The sequence below is a fragment of the Streptomyces cyaneofuscatus genome (assembly GCF_000718135.1).
Classification (GTDB): domain Bacteria; phylum Actinomycetota; class Actinomycetes; order Streptomycetales; family Streptomycetaceae; genus Streptomyces; species Streptomyces cyaneofuscatus.
The window spans coordinates 80,758-103,546 of record NZ_JOEM01000019.1 but is presented as its reverse complement, the minus strand read 5'-3'; the positions used below and the strand labels follow the sequence as shown (position 1 = coordinate 103,546).

Genomic DNA, 22,789 nt, shown 5'->3' with positions numbered 1-22,789 from the left:
GGCGGATCAGCCGATTCCGGGGATGAGGGAGATGAGCAGGTCGAGGAGTTTGATGCCGATGAAGGGGGCGATCAGGCCGCCGAGCCCGTAGAGCCCGAGGTTGCGCCGCAGCATCGCGTCGGCGCCTGCGGGCCGGTAGCGGACGCCCTTCAGGGCCAGCGGGACGAGCACCACGATGATCAGCGCGTTGAAGACGACGGCCGAGAGGATCGCGGACTCGGGCGAGGCCAGGCGCATGATGTTGAGGCGGTCCAGCGACGGGTAGGCCACGGCGAACATGGCCGGGATGATCGCGAAGTACTTGGCCACGTCGTTGGCGATGGAGAACGTGGTCAGGGCGCCCCGGGTGATCAGGAGCTGCTTGCCGATCCGGACGATCTCGATGAGCTTGGTGGGGTCGGAGTCCAGGTCGACCATGTTCCCGGCCTCCTTGGCGGCCGAGGTGCCGGTGTTCATCGCGACGCCGACATCGGCCTGGGCGAGCGCGGGGGCGTCGTTGGTGCCGTCCCCGGTCATCGCGACCAGCCGTCCGCCGGCCTGCTCCCGCTTGATGAGGGCCATCTTGTCCTCGGGCGTGGCCTCGGCCAGGAAGTCGTCGACGCCCGCCTCCTCGGCGACGGCCCGAGCGGTCAGCGGGTTGTCGCCGGTGATCATCACCGTACGGATGCCCATGCGGCGCAGCTCGCCGAACCGTTCCCGCATCCCTTCCTTCACGACGTCCTTGAGGTGGACGACGCCCAGGACCCGGGTCCCGTGCGCGTCCTCGACGGCCACCAGCAGCGGCGTACCGCCCGCCGCCGCGATCCGGTCCGCGATCTCGCCCGCGTCACCGGGCACCTCGCCGCCCCGGCTCCGCACCCAGGTGGTGACGGAACGGGCCGCGCCCTTGCGGACCCGGCGGTCGTCCAGGTCCACCCCGGACATCCGGGTCCGCGCGGTGAAGGCGATCCACTCCGCGCCGTCCGCCCGCGCCTCCGGCCCGTACGGCCCGTGGCGCTCGTCCGCGAGGGCGACGATGGACCGGCCCTCCGGGGTCTCGTCGGCGAGCGAGGAGAGGCGTGCGGCCCCGGCAAGTTCCGCCTCGCTCACCCCCGCCACCGGGACGAACGCGGCCGCCTGCCGGTTGCCGAGGGTGATGGTGCCGGTCTTGTCGAGAAGCAGCGTCGACACGTCGCCCGCCGCCTCGACCGCGCGCCCCGACATGGCCAGCACGTTGCGCTGGACGAGGCGGTCCATGCCCGCGATGCCGATGGCGGAGAGCAGAGCGCCGATGGTGGTGGGGATCAGGCAGACCAGCAGGGCCGTCAGCACGATCATCGACTGCTCGGCGCCCGCGTACACCGCGAACGGCTGGAGCGAGACGACGGCCAGCAGGAAGACGATCGTGAGGGAGGCCAGCAGGATGTTCAGGGCGATATCGTTGGGCGTCCGCTGCCGTGCCGCGCCCTCGACCAGGCCGATCATCCGGTCGATGAACGTCTCCCCCGGCTTGGTGGTGATCCTGATGACGACGCGGTCGGAGAGCACCTTCGTACCGCCGGTGACGGCCGAGCGGTCGCCGCCGGACTCCCGGATGACCGGTGCCGATTCACCGGTGATGGCGGACTCGTCCACGGAGGCGACGCCTTCCACCACGTCGCCGTCCCCGGGGACGGTGTCCCCGGCCTCGCAGACCACCAGGTCCCCGATGCGCAGCTCCGTTCCGGCGACCCGTTCCTCACCGAAGCCGGAACCGGAGCCCGTGACGCGGCGGGCGACGGTGTCGGTCCTGGCCCGGCGCAAGGTCTCGGCCTGCGCCCTCCCACGCCCCTCCGCGACCGCCTCCGCCAGATTGGCGAAGAGCGTGGTGAGCCAGAGCCAGCCGGTGATCGCCCAGCCGAACCAGTCGCCCGGCTCCAGCGCCGCGAGCACGGTGGTGAGCACCGAGCCGATCAGGACGACGAACATCACCGGGGACTTCACCATCACCCGGGGGTCCAGCTTGCGTACCGCGTCGGGCAGGGACCGGAGCATCAGCCGGGGGTCCAGGGTCCCGGAGCCGACGCGGGTCCCGGCGGGCCCGTGATCGACCTGCGGCGCCTGTAGCGCCGTACGGGGGTCGGTGAGCGTGCTCATGACGCGAGCCCTTCAGCCAGCGGGCCCAGTGCCAGGGCCGGGAAGTAGGTGAGTCCGGTGACGATCAGGATCGTGGCGAGGAGCACCCCGCTGAACAGCGGCTTGTGGGTGCTGAGGGTGCCGTTGGTGGCGGGGACGGACCTCTGTTCGGCCAGTGAGCCGGCCAGGGCCAGGACGAGGACGATCGGCAGGAAGCGGCCGAGCAGCATCGCGATGCCGAGGGTGGTGTTGAACCACGGGGTGTCGGCGGCCAGCCCGGCGAAGGCGGAGCCGTTGTTGTTGGCGGCCGAGGTGTAGGCGTAGAGGATCTCGGAGAAGCCGTGCGGTCCCGCGTTCGCCATCGACTCGCGGGGCGTGGGCAGGGCCATGGCCACGGCGGTGAGGCCGAGGACCAGCGCCGGGGTGACGAGGAGGTAGCAGGCGGCGAGCTTGATCTCCCGGATGCCGATCTTCTTGCCCAGGTACTCCGGGGTCCGTCCGACCATGAGACCGGCGATGAACACCGCGATGACCGCCATGATCAGCATGCCGTAGAGACCGGAGCCGACCCCGCCGGGGGCGATCTCGCCGAGCTGCATGCCCAGCATCGTGATGCCGCCGCCGAACCCGGTGTACGAGGAGTGGAAGGAGTTCACCGCTCCGGTCGAGGTCAGCGTCGTGGCGACCGCGAAGAGCGCCGAGCCGGCGATCCCGAAGCGGGTCTCCTTGCCCTCCATGGCACCGCCCGCGATCTCGAAGGCCGCTCCCCGGTGGGCGGATTCGGTCCACAGCATCAGCGCCGTGAAGCCGGTCCAGATGACCGCCATCGTGGCGAGGAGCGCGTACCCCTGCTTCAGCGAACCGGTCATCCGGCCGAAGGTGCGGGTCAGCGCGGTCGGGATGAGCAGGATGAGGAAGATCTGGAACAGGTTGGAGAGCGGTGTGGGGTTCTCGAAGGGGTGGGCGGAGTTGGCGTTGAAGTAGCCGCCGCCGTTGGTGCCCAGTTCCTTGATGGCCTCCTGCGAGGCGACGGCGCCGCCGTTCCATTGCTGGGTGGTGCCGAGGAACTGGCCGACGCCGTGGATGCCGGAGAAGTTCTGGACGGCCCCGCAGGCGACCAGGGCCAGGGCGCCGGCCACGGATATCGGCAGCAGGACGCGTACGGTGCCGCGCACCAGGTCGGTCCAGAAGTTGCCGAGCTCCCCGGTGCGGGTCCGGGCGAAGCCGCGTACGAGGGCCACGGCGACGGCCATGCCGACGGCGGCGGAGACGAAGTTCTGCACCGCCAGGCCGCCGGTCTGCACGAGGTGGCCCATGGCCTGTTCACCGGCGTACGACTGCCAGTTGGTGTTGGTGACGAAGGAGGCGGCGGTGTTGAACGCCTGGTCGGGGTCGATCGAGGCGAAGCCCAGGGAGCCGGGCAGGAGACCCTGCGCCCGCTGGAGCGCGTAGAGGAGCAGGACGCCGACGAAGGAGAAGGCGAGGACCGCGCGCAGATAGGCGGGCCAGCGCATCTCGGCCGACGGGTCGGCGCCGATGGCCCGGTAGATCCACCTCTCGGCCCGCAGGTGGCGGGTGGAGGTGTAGACCCGGGCCATGTGGTCGCCGAGGGGACGGTAGGCCAGGCCCAGTGCCGCGACCAGGGCGAGCAGCTGGAGCAGACCGGCGAGGAAGGGGCTCATCTCGGGCTCAGAACCTCTCCGGGTGGAGGAGGGCGAGGACGAGGTAGCCCAGCAGGGCGACGGCCACGATCAGGCCGACGGTGTTCTCGGCGGTCACAGCTTGCCCACCGCTCGGGCGATGAGGGCCACCAGCGCGAAGACCGCGATCGTGGTGGCGACGAAGGCCAGGTCGGCCATCGTGTGCTCCTAGGGAGGTTCGGTTTCTCGGACCCCCTGAGCAAACCGCCGAGAACGGCTCCCACCAGCGGCGTTGACAGTCTCCTTACGGCAGCGGCCCGGCTCTTGATGTTCCTCGTACGTGCCCGATACGCGCCCCATACGCGCCCTCGGCCGGCGGACCGGGCCGGGACGGGACGGGAGACGCGGAAAGGCCGGTGGGCCGCACCCCGGGCAGGGGTGCGGCCCACCGGCCGCGATGCTGTGGTGACGTACCGCTCTGTACCGCTAGCGGACCTCGGTGATCTCCGGTCCGCGCTGGAGCTGGCCCATGCCGCCGGAGAACTTCGAGCCCTCCTGCTCCTCCTGCTGGACACCCTCGGGCACCATCTGGGCGTCGTTGGGGAGCTTCAGGACGATCGGGTCGCGGGGGGCCATCGGGCCCTCTCCGCGGACCACCACGGTGTCCCGGAAGATCGTCTCCAGCAGGCCCGCGGCCTCCGGCTGGACCGCGCCCTGGCCGGAGATGACTCCGCGCAGGAACCAGCGGGGGCCGTCGACGCCGACGAAGCGCACCAGCTGGACACCGTTGGTGCCGTCCGGGAGCTGTACGGGGACCTGCGCGCGCAGCTCCCAGCCCAGCGGGCCCTCGACCTCGTCGATGATGCCGCCCTGCTGGGTGATGCCGGAGGCGATCTCCTCGCGGACCTCGCCCCAGATGCCCTGCCGCTTGGGGGCCGCGAAGGCCTGCAGCTGGACCGCGCTGTCGCGGAGCACGACGGTGGCGGCGACGATCGCGTCCCCGGCCACCTCGACCCTCAGCTCCATGCCCTCGACACCGGGCACGAAGATGCCGCCCAGGTCGACCCGGCCCTCGCCGGGCTGGGAGACCTCGGAGAGGTCCCAGGGCCCGTCGGGCCGGGGGGCCGGCGGAAGGTTCGACCGCCGGGCGCCTGCGGCGGCCCCGTCGGTGCCCTCGTCGGCGACCTGCTCGGTCTCGCGCACCTCGTCCGCCGCGTCCTCGGCGGAACCACTCTTCTTGCGACGTCCGAACACGTCACTGTCCTTCCCGGTCGGATACGACCGAAGCGTAGCTGTTCCCACCGTGGGTGATCCCGCCCTCGGCGACGTCCACCGCCGCGTGGCCGCCGGTGGACCCGAAGCCCCCTTCGGCCCGCGCCGAGCCGGGAAGTTCCGCCACCTCGTGGAAGCGCACCTTCTCGACCTGCTGGACAACCAGTTGGGCAATCCGGTCGAACCGTTCGAATCGCACGCTCTCGCGCGGATCCAGGTTGACCACAATCACCTTGATCTCCCCACGGTACCCGGCATCAACCGTCCCTGGGGCATTCACGAGGGCCACTCCGCAGCGGGCCGCGAGGCCGGAGCGGGGGTGCACGAAGGCGGCGTACCCGTCGGGCAGGGCGATCGAGACCCCGGTGGGCAGCACCACGCGCTCGCCGGGGGCGAGTTCGGCGGCCTCGGTGGTCACCAGGTCGGCCCCGGCGTCCCCCGGGTGTCCGTACGCCGGAATCGGCACGTCCGGGTCGAGCAGGCGGATCAGTACGTCGACGGGGCTGCGCATCAGGGGTTCACCTCGAAGGCTCGGGCACGCTTGACCTGGTCCGGGTCGGCCATGGCCGCCTGGATCTCGGCGGGCCGCCCGTTCTCGATGAAGTGGTCCACCTTGACCTCGATGAACAGGGCGTCGGCCCGCACCGCGACGGGGCCCTCGGGGCCGCCGATCCGGCCGGTGGCCGTGGAGTAGATCTTCCGGCCGTGCACGGCGGTGATGCGCGCGTCGAGGTGCAGCACGGTGTCCACCGGGACGGGGCGCACGAAGTCGGTCTCCAGCCGTCCGGTCACCGCGATTGTGCGCAGCAGCCAGTTCAGCGAGCCGAGCGTCTCGTCCAGCGCCGTGGCGAGCACGCCGCCGTGGGCGAGGCCGGGGGCGCCCTGGTGGGCGGGCCTGACGGTGAACTCGGCGGTCACGCTCACGCCCTCGCCGGCCCGCGCCGCCAGGTGCAGGCCGTGCGGCTGCCCCTCGCCGCAGCCGAAACAGTGCTCGTAGTGCGCGCCGAGGAGTTCCCCGGGGGCGGGGGCGTCAGGGTGCCGGACCGGGGCGACGGCGTCGGCCGGGGGTGTCAGAGCTGCTGATGTTCCACTCACAGGCGCAGACCTTACCCGCGCGGCGGTGTGCCGGTCCCGCCGTGCCAAGCTTGGCCCCATGCAGCCTTCCGCACCGCCCTTCGACGAACGTCTCACCGCTCCCCGTTCCTGGTGGTTCATCGCCTTCGGGATCGGTGTCGCCTGTGCGCTGATGCTTCTGCCGCTCGGGGCCCTGCCGATGCTCGCCGGGCTGGTCGGCGGCACGGCGGCCGCCGCGGCCGCGGTGAGCAGTTACGGCTCCGCCCGGATCCGGGTGGTGGCCGGGGCGCTGGTGGCGGGGGACGCCCGCATTCCGCTCTCGGCGCTCGGGGAGCCCGAGGTGCTGGACGCCGAGGATGCGTACGCCTGGCGCACGCACAAGGCGGACGCGCGCGCCTTCATGCTGCTGCGCAGCTATGTGGGGACGGCGGTGCGGGTGGAGGTCATGGATCCGCAGGACCCGACTCCGTACGTCTTCCTCTCCACCCGGGACCCGAAGGGCCTGGCGGCGGCGCTGACGGCGGTTCCGGCGGCCTGAGAGCCTTACGGAAGCCGGTCAGGCCCCCTCGATCTCCTTGGGCAGCACCACCGGTACGGCGGGCCGCTCCAGCGGGGGCAGCTCGGCGAGCCGGTCCCAGGGGATCTGCTGCCTGCGCAGGTCGTTCCTGATCCGGTCGGCGAGCTTGCGGGTGTCGCGGCGGTTCATCGTGGCGCCGACGGCGGCGCCGATCATGAACGGGATCAGGTTGGGCAGATTGCGGGCCATGCGCTTGGTGATCTGCTGGCGCAGCTCGCGCTTCATCTGGCCGCCCAGGGCCGCGTTGAGTGTGGTGGGCCGGGTGACGTCGATGCCGCGCTCCTCGGTCCAGGACGTCAGATACGCGGTGGAGCGCTGGGCGAGGTTGCCCGGCGGGCGGAGGCCGTAGACCTCGTGGAGCTCGGCGACGAGCTTCATCTCGACCGCGGCGACGCCGGTGACCTCGGCCGCCAGCTCGGCGAGCATGGCGGGCGGTACGGGCAGCATGGCGGCCGCTCCGATGCCCGCGCCGACGGTGGCGCTGGCCCGGCTCGCGCCCGCCACCAGCTTGTCGGCGAGCTCCTCGGGCCCCAGCCCGGGGAACTGCTTGCGCAGGGTGGCGAGATCGCGCACCGGGACGCGGGGAGCTGTTTCGATGATCCGGTCGGCCAGCTGGCCGGCCAGGGCACGGGCGCTCTCCCCGCCCTTGCGCACCCCCCGTTTCACTGCGTGCAGGCGGCCTGCCCCGGTCGTGGGCTCCGCCTGGTCACTCTCTCCGCTCCGGTCCGGCAGGTCTGCCGCCCCCGCCACTTCGAGCGAGGCCGAACGGCCCCGCTCGTCGTCGGAGGTACCGGAAACACCGGAGGGGTCCGGCAGGGCGGCGGACCGCTCGGCAGACGGGCTGACGCCTGCTGCCGGGCCTGGGCCGCCCTCGTTCGCCTCCGGCCCGTGCCGACGCCAGGGGCGCCGCTTCCGGAACGGTGTGTCGCCTGCCATGGCCGACCCGACCTCAGTCGCAGTCGCGGCAGATGGGCTGACCGTTCTTCTCGCGGGCCAGCTGGCTGCGGTGGTGCACCAGGAAGCAGCTCATGCAGGTGAACTCATCGGCCTGCTTGGGCAGGACCCGGACGGCCAGCTCCTCGTTGGAGAGGTCCGCGCCGGGCAGCTCGAGGCCTTCGGCCGCGTCGAATTCGTCGACGTCGACGGCGGATGCCGTCTTGTCGCTCCGACGAGCCTTGAGCTCTTCGAGGCTGTCCTGGTCCACGTCGTCGTCGGTCTTGCGTGGGGTGTCGTAATCCGTTGCCATGTCGCTCTCCCCCTCTTGGGTGTCTACGGGTGTCTCAGCGCACGTAACGCGTGAGAGGCCGGACTTGTGCCCGACCTGAGGCGGAGATTTTGCCTCACATCAAGGTCTGTTACTCAATCGACACCCAACCGGCCGCCTCGGCGAGGCTCGGCTTGGGTGGCGATGGGGACCGTACACGGTCCCGACTGTGCAGTTCACAGGCGCCACCCCGTGTACTTCCCGTGATAACCCCCTCCGAAAACCCGGACGATTACCGGCTTTCCGAACGACGCGCGATCACGGAGAGTGGATGACCCGAAAACGGGCCCTGTGATCGATCACACACGACCCGCCCGGGAACGGGTCCTGAAAATTCCGCCCAAAGCGAACATGAAGATTCGGTGCAGAATCACACCGTGCAGCCTCTCAGACCGGCAGGGTGACGCGCATCACGAGACCGCCGCCTTCGCGGGGCTCCGCGATGATACGGCCTCCGTGGGCCCGCGCGACGGATCGTGCGATCGACAGGCCGAGTCCGACCCCCTTGTCGCTGCCCGTCCGCTCCGTACGCAGCCGCCGGAAGGGCTCGAAGAGATTGTCGATCTCGTACGCCGGCACCACGGGGCCGGTGTTCGAGACGACCAGCAGGGCCTGGCCGGGCTGGAGGGAGGTCTCGACCTCCACCCAGCCGTCCTCGGCCACGTTGTAGCGCACGGCGTTCTGTACGAGGTTCAGCGCGATCCGCTCCAGCAGGACCCCGTTGCCCTGCACGACGGCGGCCGACCGCTCACCGCGGATCTCCACCTTCCGCGCCACCGCCTCCGCCCTGGCCTGGTCGATGGCACGGTCGGCGACCTCGGCGAGGTCGACCGGTTTGCGCTCCACGATCTGGTTGTCGCTGCGGGCCAGCAGCAGCAGCCCCTCGACCAGCTGCTCACTGCGTTCGTTGGTGGCCAGCAGCGTCTTCCCGAGCTGCTGGAGCTCCGGTGGTGCCTCCGGATCGGAGAGATGGACCTCCAGCAGCGTGCGGTTGATCGCCAGCGGGGTGCGCAGCTCGTGCGAGGCGTTGCCGACGAACCGCTGCTGCGCGGTGAACGCCCGCTCCAGCCGGTCCAGCATGTCGTCGAAGGTGTCAGCAAGCTCCTTGAGCTCGTCGTCCGGGCCGTCCAGCTCGATCCGCCGGGTGAGGTCCGTGCCGGCCACCCGGCGTGCGGTCCGGGTGATCCGGCCGAGCGGCGAGAGGACGCGTCCGGCCATGGCGTAGCCGAAGGCGAAGGCGATCACGCTGAGGCCGACCAGGGCGAGGAGCGCCCGGTTCAGCAGGCTGTCCAGCGCGTGCTGCCGCTGTGCCGCCGTGCACGCCTTGATGGTCTCGTTCAGCTGGTCGTTGTTGGTCGCGGCGCCGAGCTGCGGACAGGTGTCGCTCGCGATCAGCACGTTGTTGCCGCCGACCTTGAACTCCAGGCTCCCCGCGTCGTGGAGGGCCTGCGCGGCCAGCATGTAGATGATCGAGAGCAGCAGGATGCCCGCGATCAGGAACATCCCGCCGTACAGCAGCGTGAGCCGTATCCGGATGGTCGGGCGCAGCCAGGGGTACGGGGGCTCCTGCTGCTTGGGCTCCCAGGTGGGCTTGGGGGGCGCCGTGGAGGGCGGCGGGGTGGCGGCCATGGTCCTCAGATCCGGTATCCGGAGCCCGGCACGGTGACGATGACGGGCGGTTCGCCGAGCTTGCGGCGGAGCGTCATGACCGTGACCCGCACCACGTTGGTGAAGGGGTCGGTGTTCTCGTCCCAGGCCTTCTCCAGCAGCTGCTCCGCCGAGACGACGGCGCCCTCGCTGCGCATCAGGACCTCCAGCACCGCGAACTCCTTGGGGGCGAGCTGGATCTCCACCTCGTCCCGGAAGACCTCGCGCCGGTTCGGGTCGAGCTTGATGCCGGCCCGCTCCAGGACGGGCGGCAGCGCCACCGTCGTACGGCGGCCCAGCGCGCGGACCCGGGCGGTCAGCTCACTGAAGGCGAAGGGCTTGGGCAGATAGTCGTCGGCGCCCAGCTCCAGGCCCTCGACGCGGTCGCTGACGTCACCGGAGGCGGTGAGCATGAGCACCCGGGTGGGCATGCCGAGCTCGACGATCTTGCGGCAGACGTCGTCGCCGTGCACCAGCGGAAGGTCCCGGTCCAGTACGACGACGTCGTAGTCGTTGACCCCGATGCGCTCCAGAGCCGCGGCACCGTCGTAGACGACGTCGACGGCCATGGCCTCCCGGCGCAGTCCGGTGGCCACCGCATCGGCGAGCAGCTGCTCGTCCTCGACGACGAGTACGCGCACAGCGCAGTCCTTCCCTAGGTCCTTCTACGGGTTCACACAGCGAACGGCCCCCGAGGGAGGCCGACTGTGTGCGTCCATCCTGCCCGCAACGCGTATAAACCGGCGGTAAGACGGCGCTGCGGCCCCCGAGCCCGGGGAAGGGGGCGGAATTACCGGTCAGTTGAGGTTTCTCTGAGACTGCGTGTGGGGATGAGGGGTTCACACCCGCGATCACGCCCCGGCCCGTGGCATTCCACGGCCCCGTCTCCGTTCCCCGGAGAGCGGCGAGATCACCCGCTCCTCCGGCTCCCCGGCCTGAGGTATCCCGGGCACACCCCCGTGCCACCGACCCACGATGAGGGGGCGCATCATGGACGCTTTCACCGCAGGTCTGCTGCAACGCATCAAGAGCACCGAGTCCGACCTCACGCGGGCTCGCGAGGACGGCGACGACTTCCTGGCGGACGTCGAGCAGGGCGAGCTGGACGACCTGCACCGCCTCGCGGCCGAGCACGGCGTGGAAATTGGCGCCACAAGCGTCTGAGCCGTACGACAGAGGGCCCCGGATGCCGACAACGGCACCGGGGCCCTCTGCTGTGCCGTGCGGCCCTCACAGCTCCCACCAGGGCGTTCGGGCCGGGCAGGGCTGTCAGTCGTGCCAGGCGCCCAGCTCCTCCAGGGCGGCCTGCAGCGGCTCGAAGACGCCCGGGGTGGCGGCCACCATGAGGTCGCCGTCGGCGGGCAGCCCGGGGCGGCCGCCGGTCAGCGCGCCCGCCTCCCGGGCGATGAGGTCGCCCGCGGCCAGGTCCCAGGGGTGCAGCCCGCGCTCGTAGAAGCCGTCCAGCCGGCCCGCCGCCACATCGCAGAGGTCGACGGCCGCGGAGCCGCTGCGCCGGATGTCCCGCAGCCTGGGGATCAGCTGCTGGGCGACGTCCGCCTGGTGGGCGCGGACGTCGCTGACGTAGTTGAAGCCGGTCGAGACGAGGGCCTGGTCGAGCGGCGGGGCGGGGCGGCAGCGCAGGGCGTTGCCGTTCGCGTACGCACCGCCGCCCAGGACCGCCTGGCAGGTCTCCCGGCGCATCGGGGCCTCGACGACGCCCACGACCCGCTCGCCGTCGCGTTCGGCGGCGATGGAGACCGCCCAGGTCGGCAGGCCGTACAGGTAGTTCACGGTGCCGTCGAGCGGATCGATGACCCAGCGGATGCCGGTGGAGCCCGGGGAGCTGGCCCCCTCCTCGCCGAGGAAGCCGTCGTCGGGGCGGAAGTCGGAGAGGTAGCCGGTGATCAGCTTCTCCGCGGCGATGTCCATCTCGGTGACGACGTCGATGGGACTGGACTTGGTCGCGGCCACCCCCAGGTCGGCGGGGCGGCCGTCGCGCAGCAGGGCTCCGGCGCGGCGCGCGGCCTCCAGGGCGAGGTCGAGCAGTTCGGTCAGGGCGGGGTCGGTCACGGTGCTCCCAGAGGTGGTCGGTGCGTACGGGCTACGCGTACGGGCTGTCGGCGCCCGCCGCCGCGGGCTTGGGGGCCCTGGCCGGGCAGCAGCCGACCGGACAGAGGTCGTGGGACGGGCCGAGGGAGCCCAGCGCGCACGGCTTCACCTCACGCCCCCGCTCACGCGCCGCGCGCTCCAGGAGCAGGTCCCGTACGGCGGCGGCGAAGCGCGGGTCGTCGCCCACCGTCGCGGACCGGCGGACCGGCAGCCCGAGCTCGGCGGCCTTCGCGGTGGCCTCGGTGTCGAGGTCGTACAGGACCTCCATGTGGTCGGAGACGAAGCCGATGGGCGCCATCACGACCGCGGGGACGCCCTCGCCGTGCAGGGTCTCCAGGTGGTCGCAGATGTCGGGCTCCAGCCACGGGATGTGCGGGGCGCCGCTGCGGGACTGGTAGACGAGCTGCCAGGGGTGGTCGGTGCCGGTCTCCTCGCGCACCGCCTCGACGATCAGCCGGGCCACGTCCAGGTGCTCCGCGACGTACGCGCCGCCCTCGCCGTGCGCCTCCACCGGCCCCGAGGCGTCGGCGGCGGAGGTCGGGATGGAGTGCGTGGTGAAGGCCAGGTGGGCGCCGGAGCGGACGTCCTCGGGCAGATCGGCGAGGGAGGCGAGCACCCCGTCCACCATGGGCTCCACGAAGCCGGGGTGGTTGAAGTAGTGGCGCAGCTTGTCCACGCGCGGCACGTCGAGGCCCTCCGCCTCCAGGGCGGCCAGCGACTCGGCGAGGTTCTCACGGTACTGGCGGCAGCCCGAGTACGAGGCGTACGCGCTGGTGGCGAGGACGGCGATGCGGCGGTGCCCGTCGGCGGTCATCTCGCGCAGGGTGTCGGTGAGGTACGGCGCCCAGTTGCGGTTGCCCCAGTAGACCGGCAGGTCCAGGCCGTGGTCGGCGAAGTCCTTGCGCAGGGCGTCCAGCAAGGCACGGTTCTGGGCGTTGATCGGGCTGACCCCGCCGAAGAGGAAGTAGTGCTGCCCGACCTCCTTGAGCCGTTCCTCGGGGATACCCCGGCCGCGGGTCACGTTCGCCAGGAACGGGACCACGTCGTCCGGGCCCTCGGGACCGCCGAAGGAGAGCAGCAGCAGGGCGTCGTAAGGAGCGGAATCGCGCAGATCGGACATGGCATCGATCCTGCCACCCGCCGCCGACAGCGCGGCAACCGACATCCGACGCCCCGTCGGCAAGAGCCGGAAGCTCCGGCGGCCGTACGCCCGTTCCACTCCCCCGGACGCTCCGAAATCCGGTGTCCAGCGCCGCCGCCCGGCCGTAAGCTGTATCAGCCCGCTACACGCATGACAGGCACGACCGGAGTCCCCTTGCCCAGCCCCTACCGCGCCATCTTCGCCGCCCCCGGCTCCAAGGGGTTCTCCGCCGCAGGCTTCTTCGGCCGCATGCCGCTGTCCATGATGGGCATCGGCGTCGTGACCATGATCTCCCAGCTCACCGGGCGCTACGGGCTGGCCGGGGCGCTCACCGCGACCCTCGCCATGGCGGCCGCGGTCTTCGGTCCGCAGGTCTCGCGCCTGGTCGACCGGTACGGGCAGCGTCGGGTCCTGCGCCCCTTCACGCTGGTCTCGGTGGCGGCGGTGGCGGGACTTCTGATCTGTGCCCAGCAGGGGGCGCCGGACTGGACGCTGTTCGTCTTCGCGGCGGGCGCGGGCTGTGTGCCGAGCGTGGGGTCGATGGTCCGGGCCCGCTGGGCGGCGATCTACCGGGGTTCCAGCCGTGAGCTGCATACGGCGTACTCCTGGGAGTCGATCGTCGACGAGGTCTGCTTCATCTTCGGGCCGATCATCTCGATCGGGCTCTCCACCGCCTGGTTCCCGGAGGCCGGTCCGCTGATCGCCGCCGCGTTCCTGCTGGTCGGGGTCTTCTGGCTGACCGCCCAGCGCGCCACCGAGCCCATCCCGCACCCCAAGTCCCAGCACACGGGCGGCTCGGCGCTGCGCTCGCCCGGCCTCCAGGTCCTGGTGATCACCTTCGTGGCGACGGGCGCGATCTTCGGGGCCGTCGACGTGGTGACCGTGGCCTTCGCCGAGGAGCGCGGCCACAAGGCCGCGGCCTCCCTCGTGCTGGCCGTCTACGCGCTCGGTTCCTGCCTCGCGGGGGCCGTCTTCGGGCTGCTGCACCTGAAGGGGAAGCCCGCGACCAGGTGGCTGGTGGGGGTCTGCGCGATGGCCGTGAGTATGATCCCCCTCCAACTGGCCGGGAACCTTACGTTGCTGGCCGTGGCGCTCTTTGTCGCGGGCCTCGCCATCGCACCGACGATGGTCACCACCATGGCCCTCGTCGAAGCGCACGTACCGCGCACCAAGCTGACCGAGGGCATGACCTGGACCAGTACCGGGCTCGCGGTCGGAGTGGCGCTCGGCTCCTCGGCCGCCGGCTGGGTGGTCGACGCCGCCGGGGCGAAGGCGGGGTACGCGGTGCCCGTCGCGGCGGGAGCGCTCGCGGCGGCGGTGGCGTTCCTGGGGTATCGCCGGCTGGCGAAGCCGGTTCCTACGGGAGGGCGCGGGGAAGATGACCGACACCTACGCACGGACGACGACGAGCGCGTGGCGTAACTGGGCGGGGACCGTCACCGCCCGGCCCGCCAGGACCGAGTCCCCCGCGTCCGTGGACGAGCTCGTCGACGTACTGCGCCGGGCGAACGAGGACGGCCTGAAGGTGAAGCCGGTCGGCACCGGCCACTCCTTCACGGCGACCGCCGCCACCGACGGCGTGCTGATACGCCCGGACCTGCTCACCGGCATCCGGGACATCGACCGCACCACCATGACCGTCACCGTGGAGGCGGGCACTCCGCTCAAGCGCCTCAACACCGCGCTCGCCCGTGAGGGGCTCTCGCTCACGAACATGGGCGACATCATGGAGCAGACGATCGCCGGGGCGACCTCCACCGGGACGCACGGCACCGGCCGGGACTCGGCGTCGATATCCGCCCAGATCCGCGCCCTGGAGCTGGTCACCGCCGACGGCACCGTGCTGGTCTGCTCGGAGCAGGAGAACCCGGAGGTGTTCGCCGCCGCCCGGGTCGGGCTCGGCGCCCTCGGGGTGATCACCGCGGTCACCCTCGCCGTGGAGCCGGTCTTCCTGCTGACCGCCCGTGAGGAGCCGATGACCTTCGACCGGGTGACGGGCGACTTCGACCAGCTGGTCGCCGAGAACGAGCACTTCGAGTTCTACTGGTTCCCGCACACCGGCAACTGCAACACCAAGCGCAACAACCGCAGTGCGGGCCCGGCCGCCCCGCCCTCCAGGGTGAGCAGCTGGATCGACGACGAGCTGCTCTCCAACGGCATCTTCCAGGTGGCCTGTTCGGTCGGCAGGGCGATCCCGCCGGCCATTCCCTCGATCGCCAAGCTCTCCAGCCGTGCCCTCTCGGCCCGGACCTACACCGACATCCCGTACAAGGTGTTCACCAGCCCGCGCCGGGTGAAGTTCGTGGAGATGGAGTACGCCGTTCCGCGCGAGCAGGCCGTGGCGGCGCTACGGGAGCTGAAGGCGATGGTCGAGCGCTCCCCGCTGAAGATCAGCTTCCCGGTCGAGGTGCGCACCGCGCCCGCCGACGACATGGCCCTCTCGACGGCCTCGGGCCGCGACAGCGCGTACATCGCCGTCCACCTCTACAAGGGCACGCCCCACCGCTCCTATTTCACGGCGGTCGAGCGGATCATGACCGCGCACTCCGGCCGCCCGCACTGGGGCAAGATCCACACCCGGGACGCGGCCTATCTGGCGGAGGTCTACCCGCGCTTCGGCGAGTTCACCGCCGTACGCGACCGGCTCGACCCGGACCGGATGTTCGGCAACGACTACCTGCGGCGCGTCCTCGGCGACTGATCTCCCGCAACGCCTCGGCCCCCTTGACGCTTCAAGGGGGCCGAGGCGTTTCCTGCGGTACGCGGTACGCGGTACGTCGTCACTCGCCGCCGGTGCCGTCGGCGGGCGGGGCCTGCTCGCCCTGGCCGGCGGCGCCGCCGGTGCCCGGGGCGGTCGTCGGGTCGGGGGCCCCGGTCGCGCCGCCGTCGGGGGCGGACGGGGTCGGCGTCGGCGGGGGCGTGGTCTGCCCGTCGCCGGAGCCGGAGGGCGTCGGCGTGGGGGTGGATCCGGTGTCCGGCTTCTCGCCGCCCGTTCCCGTACCGGGGTCCGGGCTCTGGCTGTTGCCGTCGCCCGGGTCGGTGGCCGGGGCGGAACCGGTGCCGGTGCCGTCCTCGTCGCCGTCGCCGGGCGTCTGCCGCTGGTCCTCTCCCCCGTCCTGGCCGGTCTCACCGGAGGGCGTGGGATCGGCCGGGCCGGAATCGCGGTCTCCGCCACCTCCCCCGCGTACGACGGAACCGAGGGTGGTCCCCTTGCCGCCGCTGAGGTCGTTGCCCGAGAACACCTCGAAGGCGGTGATCCCGGCCATGGACACGGCGAAGACCGCGGCGGCCGCGAGCGCGGGGCGCTTCCAGCCGCGCAGCCGGGTGCCGTGGGTGGTGCCTTCGGTGAACGCCTCGTCGGTCGCGTCGGTGGCGGTGGCATCGGTGGCCGCCGGGCCCTTTCCGGCCTGCGGCAGCAACTGCGTACGGTCCGGGTCGGATCCGGCGCCCGCTCCGGGGCCGGGCCACGCCCGCAGCATCCGGGTGCGCTCGTCGCCGAGGTCCAGCAGCTGTGTCCGGTCGGTGTCGGGGACCGGCGTCAGCAGCTGTGTGCTCTCCCCCTCCGCCAGCACCTCCGGCACCGCGCCCGGATCGACCGTGGGCAGCACCGTGGTGGCGTCGTCCGTCGGGGCCGACGCCTGCTCCGGTTCCGTCCGGCGCTCGGCGCCTCTGCGCCCCGCGGGCGTCGTCTCCTTGGTGTGCACCGTCACCTGGCGGCCCTCCGGGTGGGTCACCTGGACCGTCACCTCGCGGATCTGCTCGCCGGTGCGGCGGAAGAAGTGCTGGAAGACGGAGCCGCCGCAGGTGGCGACGACGCTCATCACGCCGGCCCCGGCGATGGTGCCGTACACGCCCAGCTGCGAGGCCGCCACGGCTGCCGCGACGGCCGCCACGGCACTCCCGGCGACCTGCGGCAGACTCAGATCTATGCGCCTTTCCTTGGGTTCTGTGTCACTTTCCGGCTTCTGAACCATTACCAGCCCCTGCTTGACATCTCTCCCACCATGCAACAGGAAGGGACAAATGAGCGAAGTGGATAGTTCCGTTTCCGGCGATTGTGTGAAGCACAACACGCATCAGGGGCATTTCGCGGGGAACCGGGTACCCCAACTCCCGCACCCCCCGAGAAGTTCGGCGGCGCGCCGGTCCACCCAAGTGGCCCGAATGGAGTACCGTACGAGCCCTGGGGCGGACTCCCACACCGGAATCCGCAGCCACGGGAGGGGGCCGGCAGCGGCACTCGAACCGGGCAGCGCCAAGGCATGGCACGGACACTTGCCGTACAGAGCGACCAAATCGGTCACTTTGGGACGCAAGAGACAACCGTGCCATGGCGGCGTTCCAGGGCGAGCGCCCGACACGCCGGGCAACTTGGCAAGGTTGTGGCAGGCTGCACCCGGGCAGGTCACACTCGACTAGCGGAAGCAGCGACGCACGTGACGTCGGCAGGCACCACCCGGGAGGTCCCCATGCCCGAACTGCGTGTCGTGGCCGTCTCCAACGACGGCACACGACTGGTGCTCAAGGCTGCCGACAGCACGGAATACACGCTTCCGATCGATGAGCGGCTGCGCGCCGCCGTGCGCAACGACCGCGCTCGGCTCGGCCAGATCGAGATCGAGGTGGAGAGCCACCTCCGCCCCCGCGACATCCAGGCCCGCATACGGGCCGGTGCCTCCGCGGAGGAGGTCGCCCAGTTCGCCGGCATCCCGGTCGACCGTGTCCGCCGCTTCGAGGGCCCCGTGCTCGCGGAGCGCGCCTTCATGGCCGAGCGGGCCCGGAAGACTCCCGTGCGCCGTCCCGGCGAGAACACCGGCCCCCAGCTCGGCGAGGCGGTGCAGGAGCGGCTGCTGCTGCGCGGCGCCGACAAGGAGACCGTCCAGTGGGACTCCTGGCGCCGCGACGACGGCACCTGGGAGGTCCTCCTCGTCTACCGGGTAGCGGGCGAACCGCACTCGGCGAGCTGGTCCTACGACCCGCCGCGCCGGCTGGTGCAGGCCCTGGACGACGAGGCGCGCTCGCTGATCGGTGAGAGCGACGGCGCGGCGCCCGAGCCGAGCTTCCCGTTCGTGCCCCGGATCGCCCGGCTGCCGCGCGACCGGCCGCTGGACCGCGCTCTCGACCGGCAGATCGAGCGGCACACCGAGCGGCCCGCACCGGTATCCGAGCCTGAGGAGTACGTGAGCAGCGCATCGGCCGGTGAGCGTGACTCGCTGACCAGCCTGCTGGAGGCGGTGCCGAGCTTCCGCGGTGACATGGTCGTCCCGGAGCGGCCCATACAGCCCGAGCCGCCTGCGCTCGAACCCGCGGTGGAGGAGAGCGAGGCGGACGAGCCGCCCGCCGCCGCGGCCTCGGCCGGTGCCGGTGCGGCGTACGCGGACGTACTGATGCCGCGGGCAGTGGCCGGTCACCGCGACCGGCTGACCGGGACGACGGACCGTCAGGCCGAGGCTGACGGGGTCCGGCCGGGCCGCCGTGCCGCCGTGCCGAGCTGGGACGAGATCGTGTTCGGCACCCGCCGCAAGAAGCAGGACTGACCGGGAGTGCCGGTCAGCAGGAGAGGGGCCCGTACGCCATGGCGTACGGGCCCCTCTCCGTCGTCCCGCCGGTCAGGCCGGCTCGGGGCCGGTGGCGACCGGGCGGGCGGGGTCGGCGGACCACTCGGACCAGGAGCCGGGGTAGAGCGCGGCGCGGATTCCGGCGATCTCCAGGGCGAGCACCTCGTGGGCGCCGGAGACTCCCGATCCGCAGTACACGCCGACGGGGCCGTCGCCCTTCCCCGCTCCGAGCGCGGTGAACCGCTCGGTGAGCCGTTCGGCCGGAAGGTAGCGGCCGTCCTCCGCGACGTTTGCCGTGGTGGGGGCGGAGACCGCTCCGGGGATGTGGCCGCCGACGCGGTCGATCGGCTCGACGTCGCCCCGGTAGCGCTCGGCCGCCCGTGCGTCCAGGAGCAGACCGGTGCGGGCCAGGGCGGCCGCCGCGTCCGCGTCCAGGGTGGGCAGCGCGCCCGGCTTCGGCCGGAAATCGCCCTCGGCGGGTTCCGGGATCTCGGTGGAGAGGTCACCGGTCCACGCGGCGAGCCCGCCGTCCAGGACCCGTACGTCCGCGTGCCCCGTCCAGCGCAGCAGCCACCAGGCGCGCGCGGCGGCCCAGCCCTGCCCGCCGTCGTACACCACGACCGGGGTGTCCTGGCCGACCCCGGCACGGCGCATCACGGCGCCGAAGGCCTCCGGGTCCGGGAGGGGATGGCGGCCGCCGCTGCCCGCCGGGCCGGCCAGTTCCGTGTCGAGGTCGACGAAGACGGCGCCGGGCAGATGGCCGGCCTCGTAGTCGGGGCGGCCGTGCGGACCACCCAACTGCCAGCGGACGTCCAGGAGCACCGGGGGCCGCGGTCCCGCCGACTCGCTCGCGTATTCGGATGCGGTGATGATGGGCTTCATGGGTGCCATCCTCGCGCAGAGGCCGTGGCACCCGTACCGGCGCCTGGGCGGATATACCGCACCAAAGCGGTCCTCGCCCGTCGAGAACCCGGAGAACGCGGCGCGGCCGGGGCCGTACCGGCGCCGGGTGGTGCGAGCATCTGCACGGAGTGTGCGGACCGCGTCCTGACCCGGGACGGCCGCATACGCCCGGTTCCCCCGTCCGGCCACACAACGGTCCGAGGAGAGACAAGACGATGACCGAGGCTGCTGCCCGGCGCACGCCCGGAACACCTTGCTGGGTGAGTCTGATCGTGCACGGCCTGAACGCGACCCAGGAGTTCTACGGAGCCCTGTTCGGCTGGGAGTTCCGGCCGGGCCCCGACCAGTTGGGCCCCTACGTCCGCGGGCTGCTCGACGGGAAGGAGGTCGCGGGCATCGGCCAGCTGCCGCCCGACCGGCACCTCCCGATCGCCTGGACCACCTACCTGGCGACGGACGACGCGGACCTGACGGCCGAGGTGATCCGCTCCTGCGGCGGCACGGTCGCGGTCGGCCCGCTCGACGCGGGCGAGGCGGGACGGCTCGTCATGGCCTCCGACCCGGGCGGGGCGGTGTTCGGCGCCTGGCAGGGCTCGGAGCACATCGGGACCATGACGGCGGGCGTCCCCGGCACCCCCGTCTGGAACGAGCTGGTGACCCGGGAGACCTCGATGGTCGCGAAGTTCTACCAGACGGTGTTCGGTTACGAGACCGAGGCGGTGGTCTCCGCCGACTTCGACTACCAGACCCTGCACCTGGGCGGCCGTCCGGTGGCCGCCCTGCACGGCGTCGGCCAGTCGCTGCCGCGCGACCGGGGCCCGCACTGGATGACGTACTTCGAGGTCGCCGACGTCGACGAGTCGGCGGCGCGGGTGGTGGAGCTGGGCGGGCACATCCTCCACCCGCCGCGCGAGGGGGCGAGCGGCAGGCTGGCGACGGTGGCCGATCCGGAGGGCGCGGCCTTCACGATCGTACGGTCGTCCGAGGAGTAACCGCCCTGCGTGACGGGCTCTAGCTGTCGGCGGCGACCGGCAGCACGTCCGGGGAGAGGGTGCCGGCGCGGGCCGTCTCCGCGGTGAGCCTGCGGCGGTGGTGGCGGCGGCACAGCACCTCGTAACCGACCTCGCCCGCCTGCCGGTTGACGTCCCCGACGACCACCTGCGCACCCTCGACGACCATTTCGCCGTCCACCGTACGGGCGTTGTGCGTGGCGCGGGCGCCGCACCAGCAGAGCGCCTCGACCTGGAGGGCCTCTATCCGGTCGGCCAGTTCGATCAGCCGCTGGGAGCCGGGGAAGAGCTTGGTGCGGAAGTCCGTGGTGATGCCGAACGCGAAGACGTCCAGGCCCAGATCGTCGACGACCCGGGCCAACTGGTCGATCTGGACCGGGGCGAGGAACTGCGCCTCGTCCACGATGACGTAGTCGACCCGGCCGCCGCGGCTGACCCGGTCGACGATGTGGGCGTACACGTCCATGCCCTCGTCCGCCTCGACGGCGTCCGTCACCAGGCCGAGCCGGGAGGAGAGCTTGCCCTGGCCCGCCCGGTCGTCACGGGTGAAGATCACGCCCTGGAGGCCGCGCGCGGAGCGGTTGTGACCGATCTGCAGGGCCAGCGTGCTCTTTCCGCAGTCCATGGTTCCGGAGAAGAACACCAGCTCGGGCATGAGGGGTCGAGCACCTTTCACAGCGGCAGGGGGAGACGTTCAGCGGAGAAATGCGGTTACGAGCGTACTTCGAGCAGCGGGACGAGCTGTTCGACGGGGGTCAGGGAGCCGTGCATGCCGACCATCGCCGACTCGTGCGGCTCGTTGACCGACGCCGTGATGACGACGTCGTCGTGGGCGGCGGCGACCACATCGCCGATCCGGCCGTACACCCGCTCGTCGATCGTCAGCCCGAACCAGCCCGCCGCGATCGCCTCGTCCCGGCTCGCCACCCAGAACTGCTCGCCGAGCACCTCACGCCAGACGGCCAGGACGTCGCCCTGGGCGCCGGGCACCGCGTAGACATGGCGGGCACGGCCCTCGCCGCCCAGCAGGGCGACACCGGCGCGCAGCTCCCAGTCCTCGTCGAAGTCGATCCGGGACTGCTCGTCGAACGGGATGTCGATCATGCCGTGGTCGGCGGTGATGTAGAGCGCGGAGCGCGGCGGGAGCTGCTCGGCGAGACGCTGGGCGAGTCCGTCGACGTACATCAACTGGCCGCGCCATGCGTCGGAGTCGACGCCGAAGCGGTGGCCCTTGCCGTCGACCTCGCTGTAGTACGTGTAGACGAGCGAGCGGTCACCGGCGGCGAGGCGCTGGGCTGCGGTGTCCATCCGGTCCTCGCCGGAGAGCCGGCCGAGGAACGAGCCGCCGCTGAGCGCGACCTTGGTGAGCGGGGTCTGCTCGAAGTCCGGGGAGGAGACCTGCGCGGTGTGCACGCCCGCCGCATCGGCCAGCTTGAAGACCGTGGGGTAGGGCTGCCAGACCTTCGGCGCGGTGAACGGCTTCCAGCGGAGCTGGTTCATCAGCGCGCCGGTCTCCGGGTTGCGCACGGTGTAGCCGGGCAGGCCGTGCGCGCCGGGCGGCAGCCCCGTACCGACCGAGGCGAGCGAGGTCGCGGTGGTGGAGGGGAAGCCGGCGGTGATGGGGCGGCCGGTGTTGCCCAGCGAGGTGGGGAGCAGGGAGTGCAGGAAGGGCGCCTCGTCGGGGTGGGCCTTGATCTGCTCCCAGCCGAGGCCGTCGATCAGGAAGACGCAGTTGCGGTCGGCGGGCGTCAGCTCGGGGATGGTGGCGGTGAGGCCCTCCACCCCCTGCCCGGCCGCGAGGGTCGGCAGCAGGTCGGCGAGCGAGCCGCTGCCGTACGCGGGGACGGGGGCGGTGTCGAGAGCGAGCGGGACCGGGTCCTGCCAGGCGGGCTGGGCCATCACCGGCCGGTCGCCGCGGTGGCGGCCGTGGCCTCGGAGAGCGACTGGGCGAAGGCGAGGGTCTGGCGGACGGCGTCGGGGCCGTCCCCGGCCTCGCTGACGCGCAGGCTCAGGTCGTCGGCGGTGGAGCTGCCGGTGTAGCCGTGGTCGGCCTCGCAGTTGGCGTCGCCGCAGGCGGCGGGCTCCAGGTCGATCCGGGAGACGGCGCCCCAGCCGATGGTCAGGACGACCTCGCGGGGCAGCGTGCCCGCCACGTACTTCTCCGGGTTGGCCACCACGCGGCTGACCACGACGGAGGAGATCCGGTCGAGCTTGACCGACTCCGTGGACGTGGTGGCGTACGGCGTCGGGGAGCTGGTGTCGGCGGCCTGCTCGTCGGTGTGGCTGACGATGAACCGGTTCCCGGTCAGGACGAGGACCGTGGCGTGACGGCGGACCTCGTTGGAGTCGAACGTGGTCTCCTGGTGGACCAGGTACGAGGCGACCGGCTCTCCGCCGACGGCGGCCTCGACCGCCTCGGCCACGAGGGCCGGGTAGTAGCCGCTGCGCTCGATCGCCGCGCGCAGCCCCTGGGTCGTCGTACCGGTCTTTGCCATGTGCA

Annotated in this window: 23 protein-coding genes; 6 read left to right on the top strand and 17 right to left on the bottom strand. The window is 72.0% G+C overall.

Annotated features, from left to right (window positions below; translation table 11 throughout):
- Positions 1 to 6: 6 nt before the first annotated feature.
- The 6 genes from kdpB to IF17_RS0127875 form a co-directional block, all read right to left on the bottom strand.
- Positions 7 to 2,115, bottom strand: a complete 2,109-nt coding sequence (gene kdpB, locus IF17_RS0127905) for a potassium-transporting ATPase subunit KdpB (protein WP_030571468.1) — start codon at positions 2,113 to 2,115, stop codon at positions 7 to 9.
- A complete protein-coding gene (gene kdpA / locus IF17_RS0127900) occupies positions 2,112 to 3,776 on the bottom strand; it encodes a potassium-transporting ATPase subunit KdpA (protein WP_030571465.1) in 1,665 nt (554 codons plus the stop codon). Before kdpA ends, kdpB begins: the two co-directional genes overlap by 4 nt.
- Before the next feature lie 7 nt (positions 3,777 to 3,783).
- On the bottom strand, positions 3,784 to 3,873 hold the full coding sequence (gene kdpF, locus IF17_RS1000000137380) for a K(+)-transporting ATPase subunit F (RefSeq protein ID WP_032757140.1): 90 nt from the start codon (positions 3,871 to 3,873) through the stop codon (positions 3,784 to 3,786).
- A 347-nt stretch (positions 3,874 to 4,220) separates the two neighbouring features.
- A complete protein-coding gene (locus tag IF17_RS0127885) occupies positions 4,221 to 4,988 on the bottom strand; it encodes a DUF3710 domain-containing protein (RefSeq protein WP_030571462.1) in 768 nt (255 codons plus the stop codon).
- A 1-nt stretch (position 4,989) separates the two neighbouring features.
- Positions 4,990 to 5,517, bottom strand: coding sequence for a dUTP diphosphatase (gene dut / locus IF17_RS0127880; RefSeq protein WP_015611958.1), 528 nt, complete (start codon positions 5,515 to 5,517; stop codon positions 4,990 to 4,992).
- Positions 5,517 to 6,101 (bottom strand): PaaI family thioesterase, encoded by a 585-nt coding sequence (locus tag IF17_RS0127875; RefSeq protein ID WP_018516258.1) that lies wholly within the window; start codon positions 6,099 to 6,101, stop codon positions 5,517 to 5,519. Before IF17_RS0127875 ends, dut begins: the two co-directional genes overlap by 1 nt.
- Positions 6,102 to 6,159: 58 nt before the next feature.
- On the opposite strand from IF17_RS0127875, the gene IF17_RS0127870 reads away from it, so the two are divergent.
- Positions 6,160 to 6,618 carry a DUF3093 domain-containing protein gene (locus IF17_RS0127870; RefSeq protein ID WP_030571458.1) on the top strand — a complete coding sequence of 153 codons (459 nt, stop codon included), beginning with the start codon at positions 6,160 to 6,162 and terminating at the stop codon, positions 6,616 to 6,618.
- Between the two features lie 18 nt (positions 6,619 to 6,636).
- On the opposite strand, the gene IF17_RS0127865 is transcribed toward IF17_RS0127870, so the two are convergent.
- The 4 genes from IF17_RS0127865 to IF17_RS0127850 all read right to left on the bottom strand — a co-directional run bounded on the left by IF17_RS0127865 (position 6,637) and on the right by IF17_RS0127850 (position 10,209).
- Positions 6,637 to 7,593: a hypothetical protein gene (locus IF17_RS0127865; protein ID WP_030571455.1), complete on the bottom strand. Its 957-nt coding sequence runs from the start codon at positions 7,591 to 7,593 to the stop codon at positions 6,637 to 6,639.
- A 13-nt stretch (positions 7,594 to 7,606) separates the two neighbouring features.
- Positions 7,607 to 7,903, bottom strand: a complete 297-nt coding sequence (locus IF17_RS0127860) for a DUF4193 domain-containing protein (RefSeq protein WP_003965732.1) — start codon at positions 7,901 to 7,903, stop codon at positions 7,607 to 7,609.
- A gap of 405 nt (positions 7,904 to 8,308) precedes the next feature.
- Complete coding sequence (locus IF17_RS0127855; RefSeq protein WP_030571452.1) at positions 8,309 to 9,550, bottom strand: sensor histidine kinase; 1,242 nt, start codon at positions 9,548 to 9,550, stop codon at positions 8,309 to 8,311.
- A gap of 5 nt (positions 9,551 to 9,555) precedes the next feature.
- A complete protein-coding gene (locus tag IF17_RS0127850; RefSeq protein ID WP_018516262.1) occupies positions 9,556 to 10,209 on the bottom strand; it encodes a response regulator transcription factor in 654 nt (217 codons plus the stop codon).
- 349 nt (positions 10,210 to 10,558) lie between these two features.
- Between IF17_RS0127850 and IF17_RS1000000139350 the strand changes: the two genes are divergently transcribed.
- Positions 10,559 to 10,732, top strand: a complete 174-nt coding sequence (locus IF17_RS1000000139350) for a hypothetical protein (RefSeq protein ID WP_015611953.1) — start codon at positions 10,559 to 10,561, stop codon at positions 10,730 to 10,732.
- 105 nt (positions 10,733 to 10,837) lie between these two features.
- On the opposite strand, the gene IF17_RS0127840 is transcribed toward IF17_RS1000000139350, so the two are convergent.
- Both IF17_RS0127840 and IF17_RS0127835 read right to left on the bottom strand, forming a co-directional pair.
- A complete protein-coding gene (locus tag IF17_RS0127840) occupies positions 10,838 to 11,638 on the bottom strand; it encodes an inositol monophosphatase family protein (protein ID WP_030571449.1) in 801 nt (266 codons plus the stop codon).
- 31 nt (positions 11,639 to 11,669) lie between these two features.
- Positions 11,670 to 12,797: a ferrochelatase gene (locus tag IF17_RS0127835; RefSeq protein ID WP_030571446.1), complete on the bottom strand. Its 1,128-nt coding sequence runs from the start codon at positions 12,795 to 12,797 to the stop codon at positions 11,670 to 11,672.
- 195 nt (positions 12,798 to 12,992) lie between these two features.
- Here IF17_RS0127835 and IF17_RS0127830 point away from each other — a divergent pair, with 195 nt between their 5' ends.
- Positions 12,993 to 14,240: an MFS transporter gene (locus IF17_RS0127830; RefSeq protein ID WP_030571443.1), complete on the top strand. Its 1,248-nt coding sequence runs from the start codon at positions 12,993 to 12,995 to the stop codon at positions 14,238 to 14,240.
- A complete protein-coding gene (locus IF17_RS0127825) occupies positions 14,197 to 15,519 on the top strand; it encodes a D-arabinono-1,4-lactone oxidase (RefSeq protein WP_030571439.1) in 1,323 nt (440 codons plus the stop codon). Before IF17_RS0127830 ends, IF17_RS0127825 begins: the two co-directional genes overlap by 44 nt.
- A 79-nt stretch (positions 15,520 to 15,598) precedes the next feature.
- Here IF17_RS0127825 and IF17_RS0127820 read toward each other — a convergent pair whose 3' ends face one another.
- Positions 15,599 to 16,792 (bottom strand): hypothetical protein, encoded by a 1,194-nt coding sequence (locus IF17_RS0127820; protein WP_078616061.1) that lies wholly within the window; start codon positions 16,790 to 16,792, stop codon positions 15,599 to 15,601.
- Between the two features lie 495 nt (positions 16,793 to 17,287).
- Here IF17_RS0127820 and sepH point away from each other — a divergent pair, with 495 nt between their 5' ends.
- Positions 17,288 to 18,355 (top strand): septation protein SepH, encoded by a 1,068-nt coding sequence (gene sepH, locus IF17_RS0127815; protein ID WP_030571433.1) that lies wholly within the window; start codon positions 17,288 to 17,290, stop codon positions 18,353 to 18,355.
- Positions 18,356 to 18,427: 72 nt separating this feature from the next.
- On the opposite strand, the gene IF17_RS0127810 is transcribed toward sepH, so the two are convergent.
- A complete protein-coding gene (locus IF17_RS0127810; RefSeq protein WP_030571430.1) occupies positions 18,428 to 19,258 on the bottom strand; it encodes a sulfurtransferase in 831 nt (276 codons plus the stop codon).
- A 236-nt stretch (positions 19,259 to 19,494) separates the two neighbouring features.
- Here IF17_RS0127810 and IF17_RS0127805 point away from each other — a divergent pair, with 236 nt between their 5' ends.
- A complete protein-coding gene (locus IF17_RS0127805) occupies positions 19,495 to 20,271 on the top strand; it encodes a VOC family protein (protein WP_030571426.1) in 777 nt (258 codons plus the stop codon).
- Between the two features lie 19 nt (positions 20,272 to 20,290).
- Here IF17_RS0127805 and IF17_RS0127800 read toward each other — a convergent pair whose 3' ends face one another.
- The 3 genes from IF17_RS0127800 to IF17_RS0127790 are packed head-to-tail and all read right to left on the bottom strand — an operon-like array spanning position 20,291 to position 22,784.
- Complete coding sequence (locus IF17_RS0127800) at positions 20,291 to 20,944, bottom strand: thymidine kinase (protein WP_030571422.1); 654 nt, start codon at positions 20,942 to 20,944, stop codon at positions 20,291 to 20,293.
- A gap of 56 nt (positions 20,945 to 21,000) precedes the next feature.
- Entirely contained in the window at positions 21,001 to 22,188 is a 1,188-nt protein-coding gene (locus IF17_RS0127795; protein WP_030571419.1) for an alkaline phosphatase family protein, read from the bottom strand.
- Positions 22,188 to 22,784, bottom strand: coding sequence for a DUF5998 family protein (locus tag IF17_RS0127790; RefSeq protein ID WP_030571416.1), 597 nt, complete (start codon positions 22,782 to 22,784; stop codon positions 22,188 to 22,190). Before IF17_RS0127790 ends, IF17_RS0127795 begins: the two co-directional genes overlap by 1 nt.
- Positions 22,785 to 22,789: the final 5 nt, after the last annotated feature.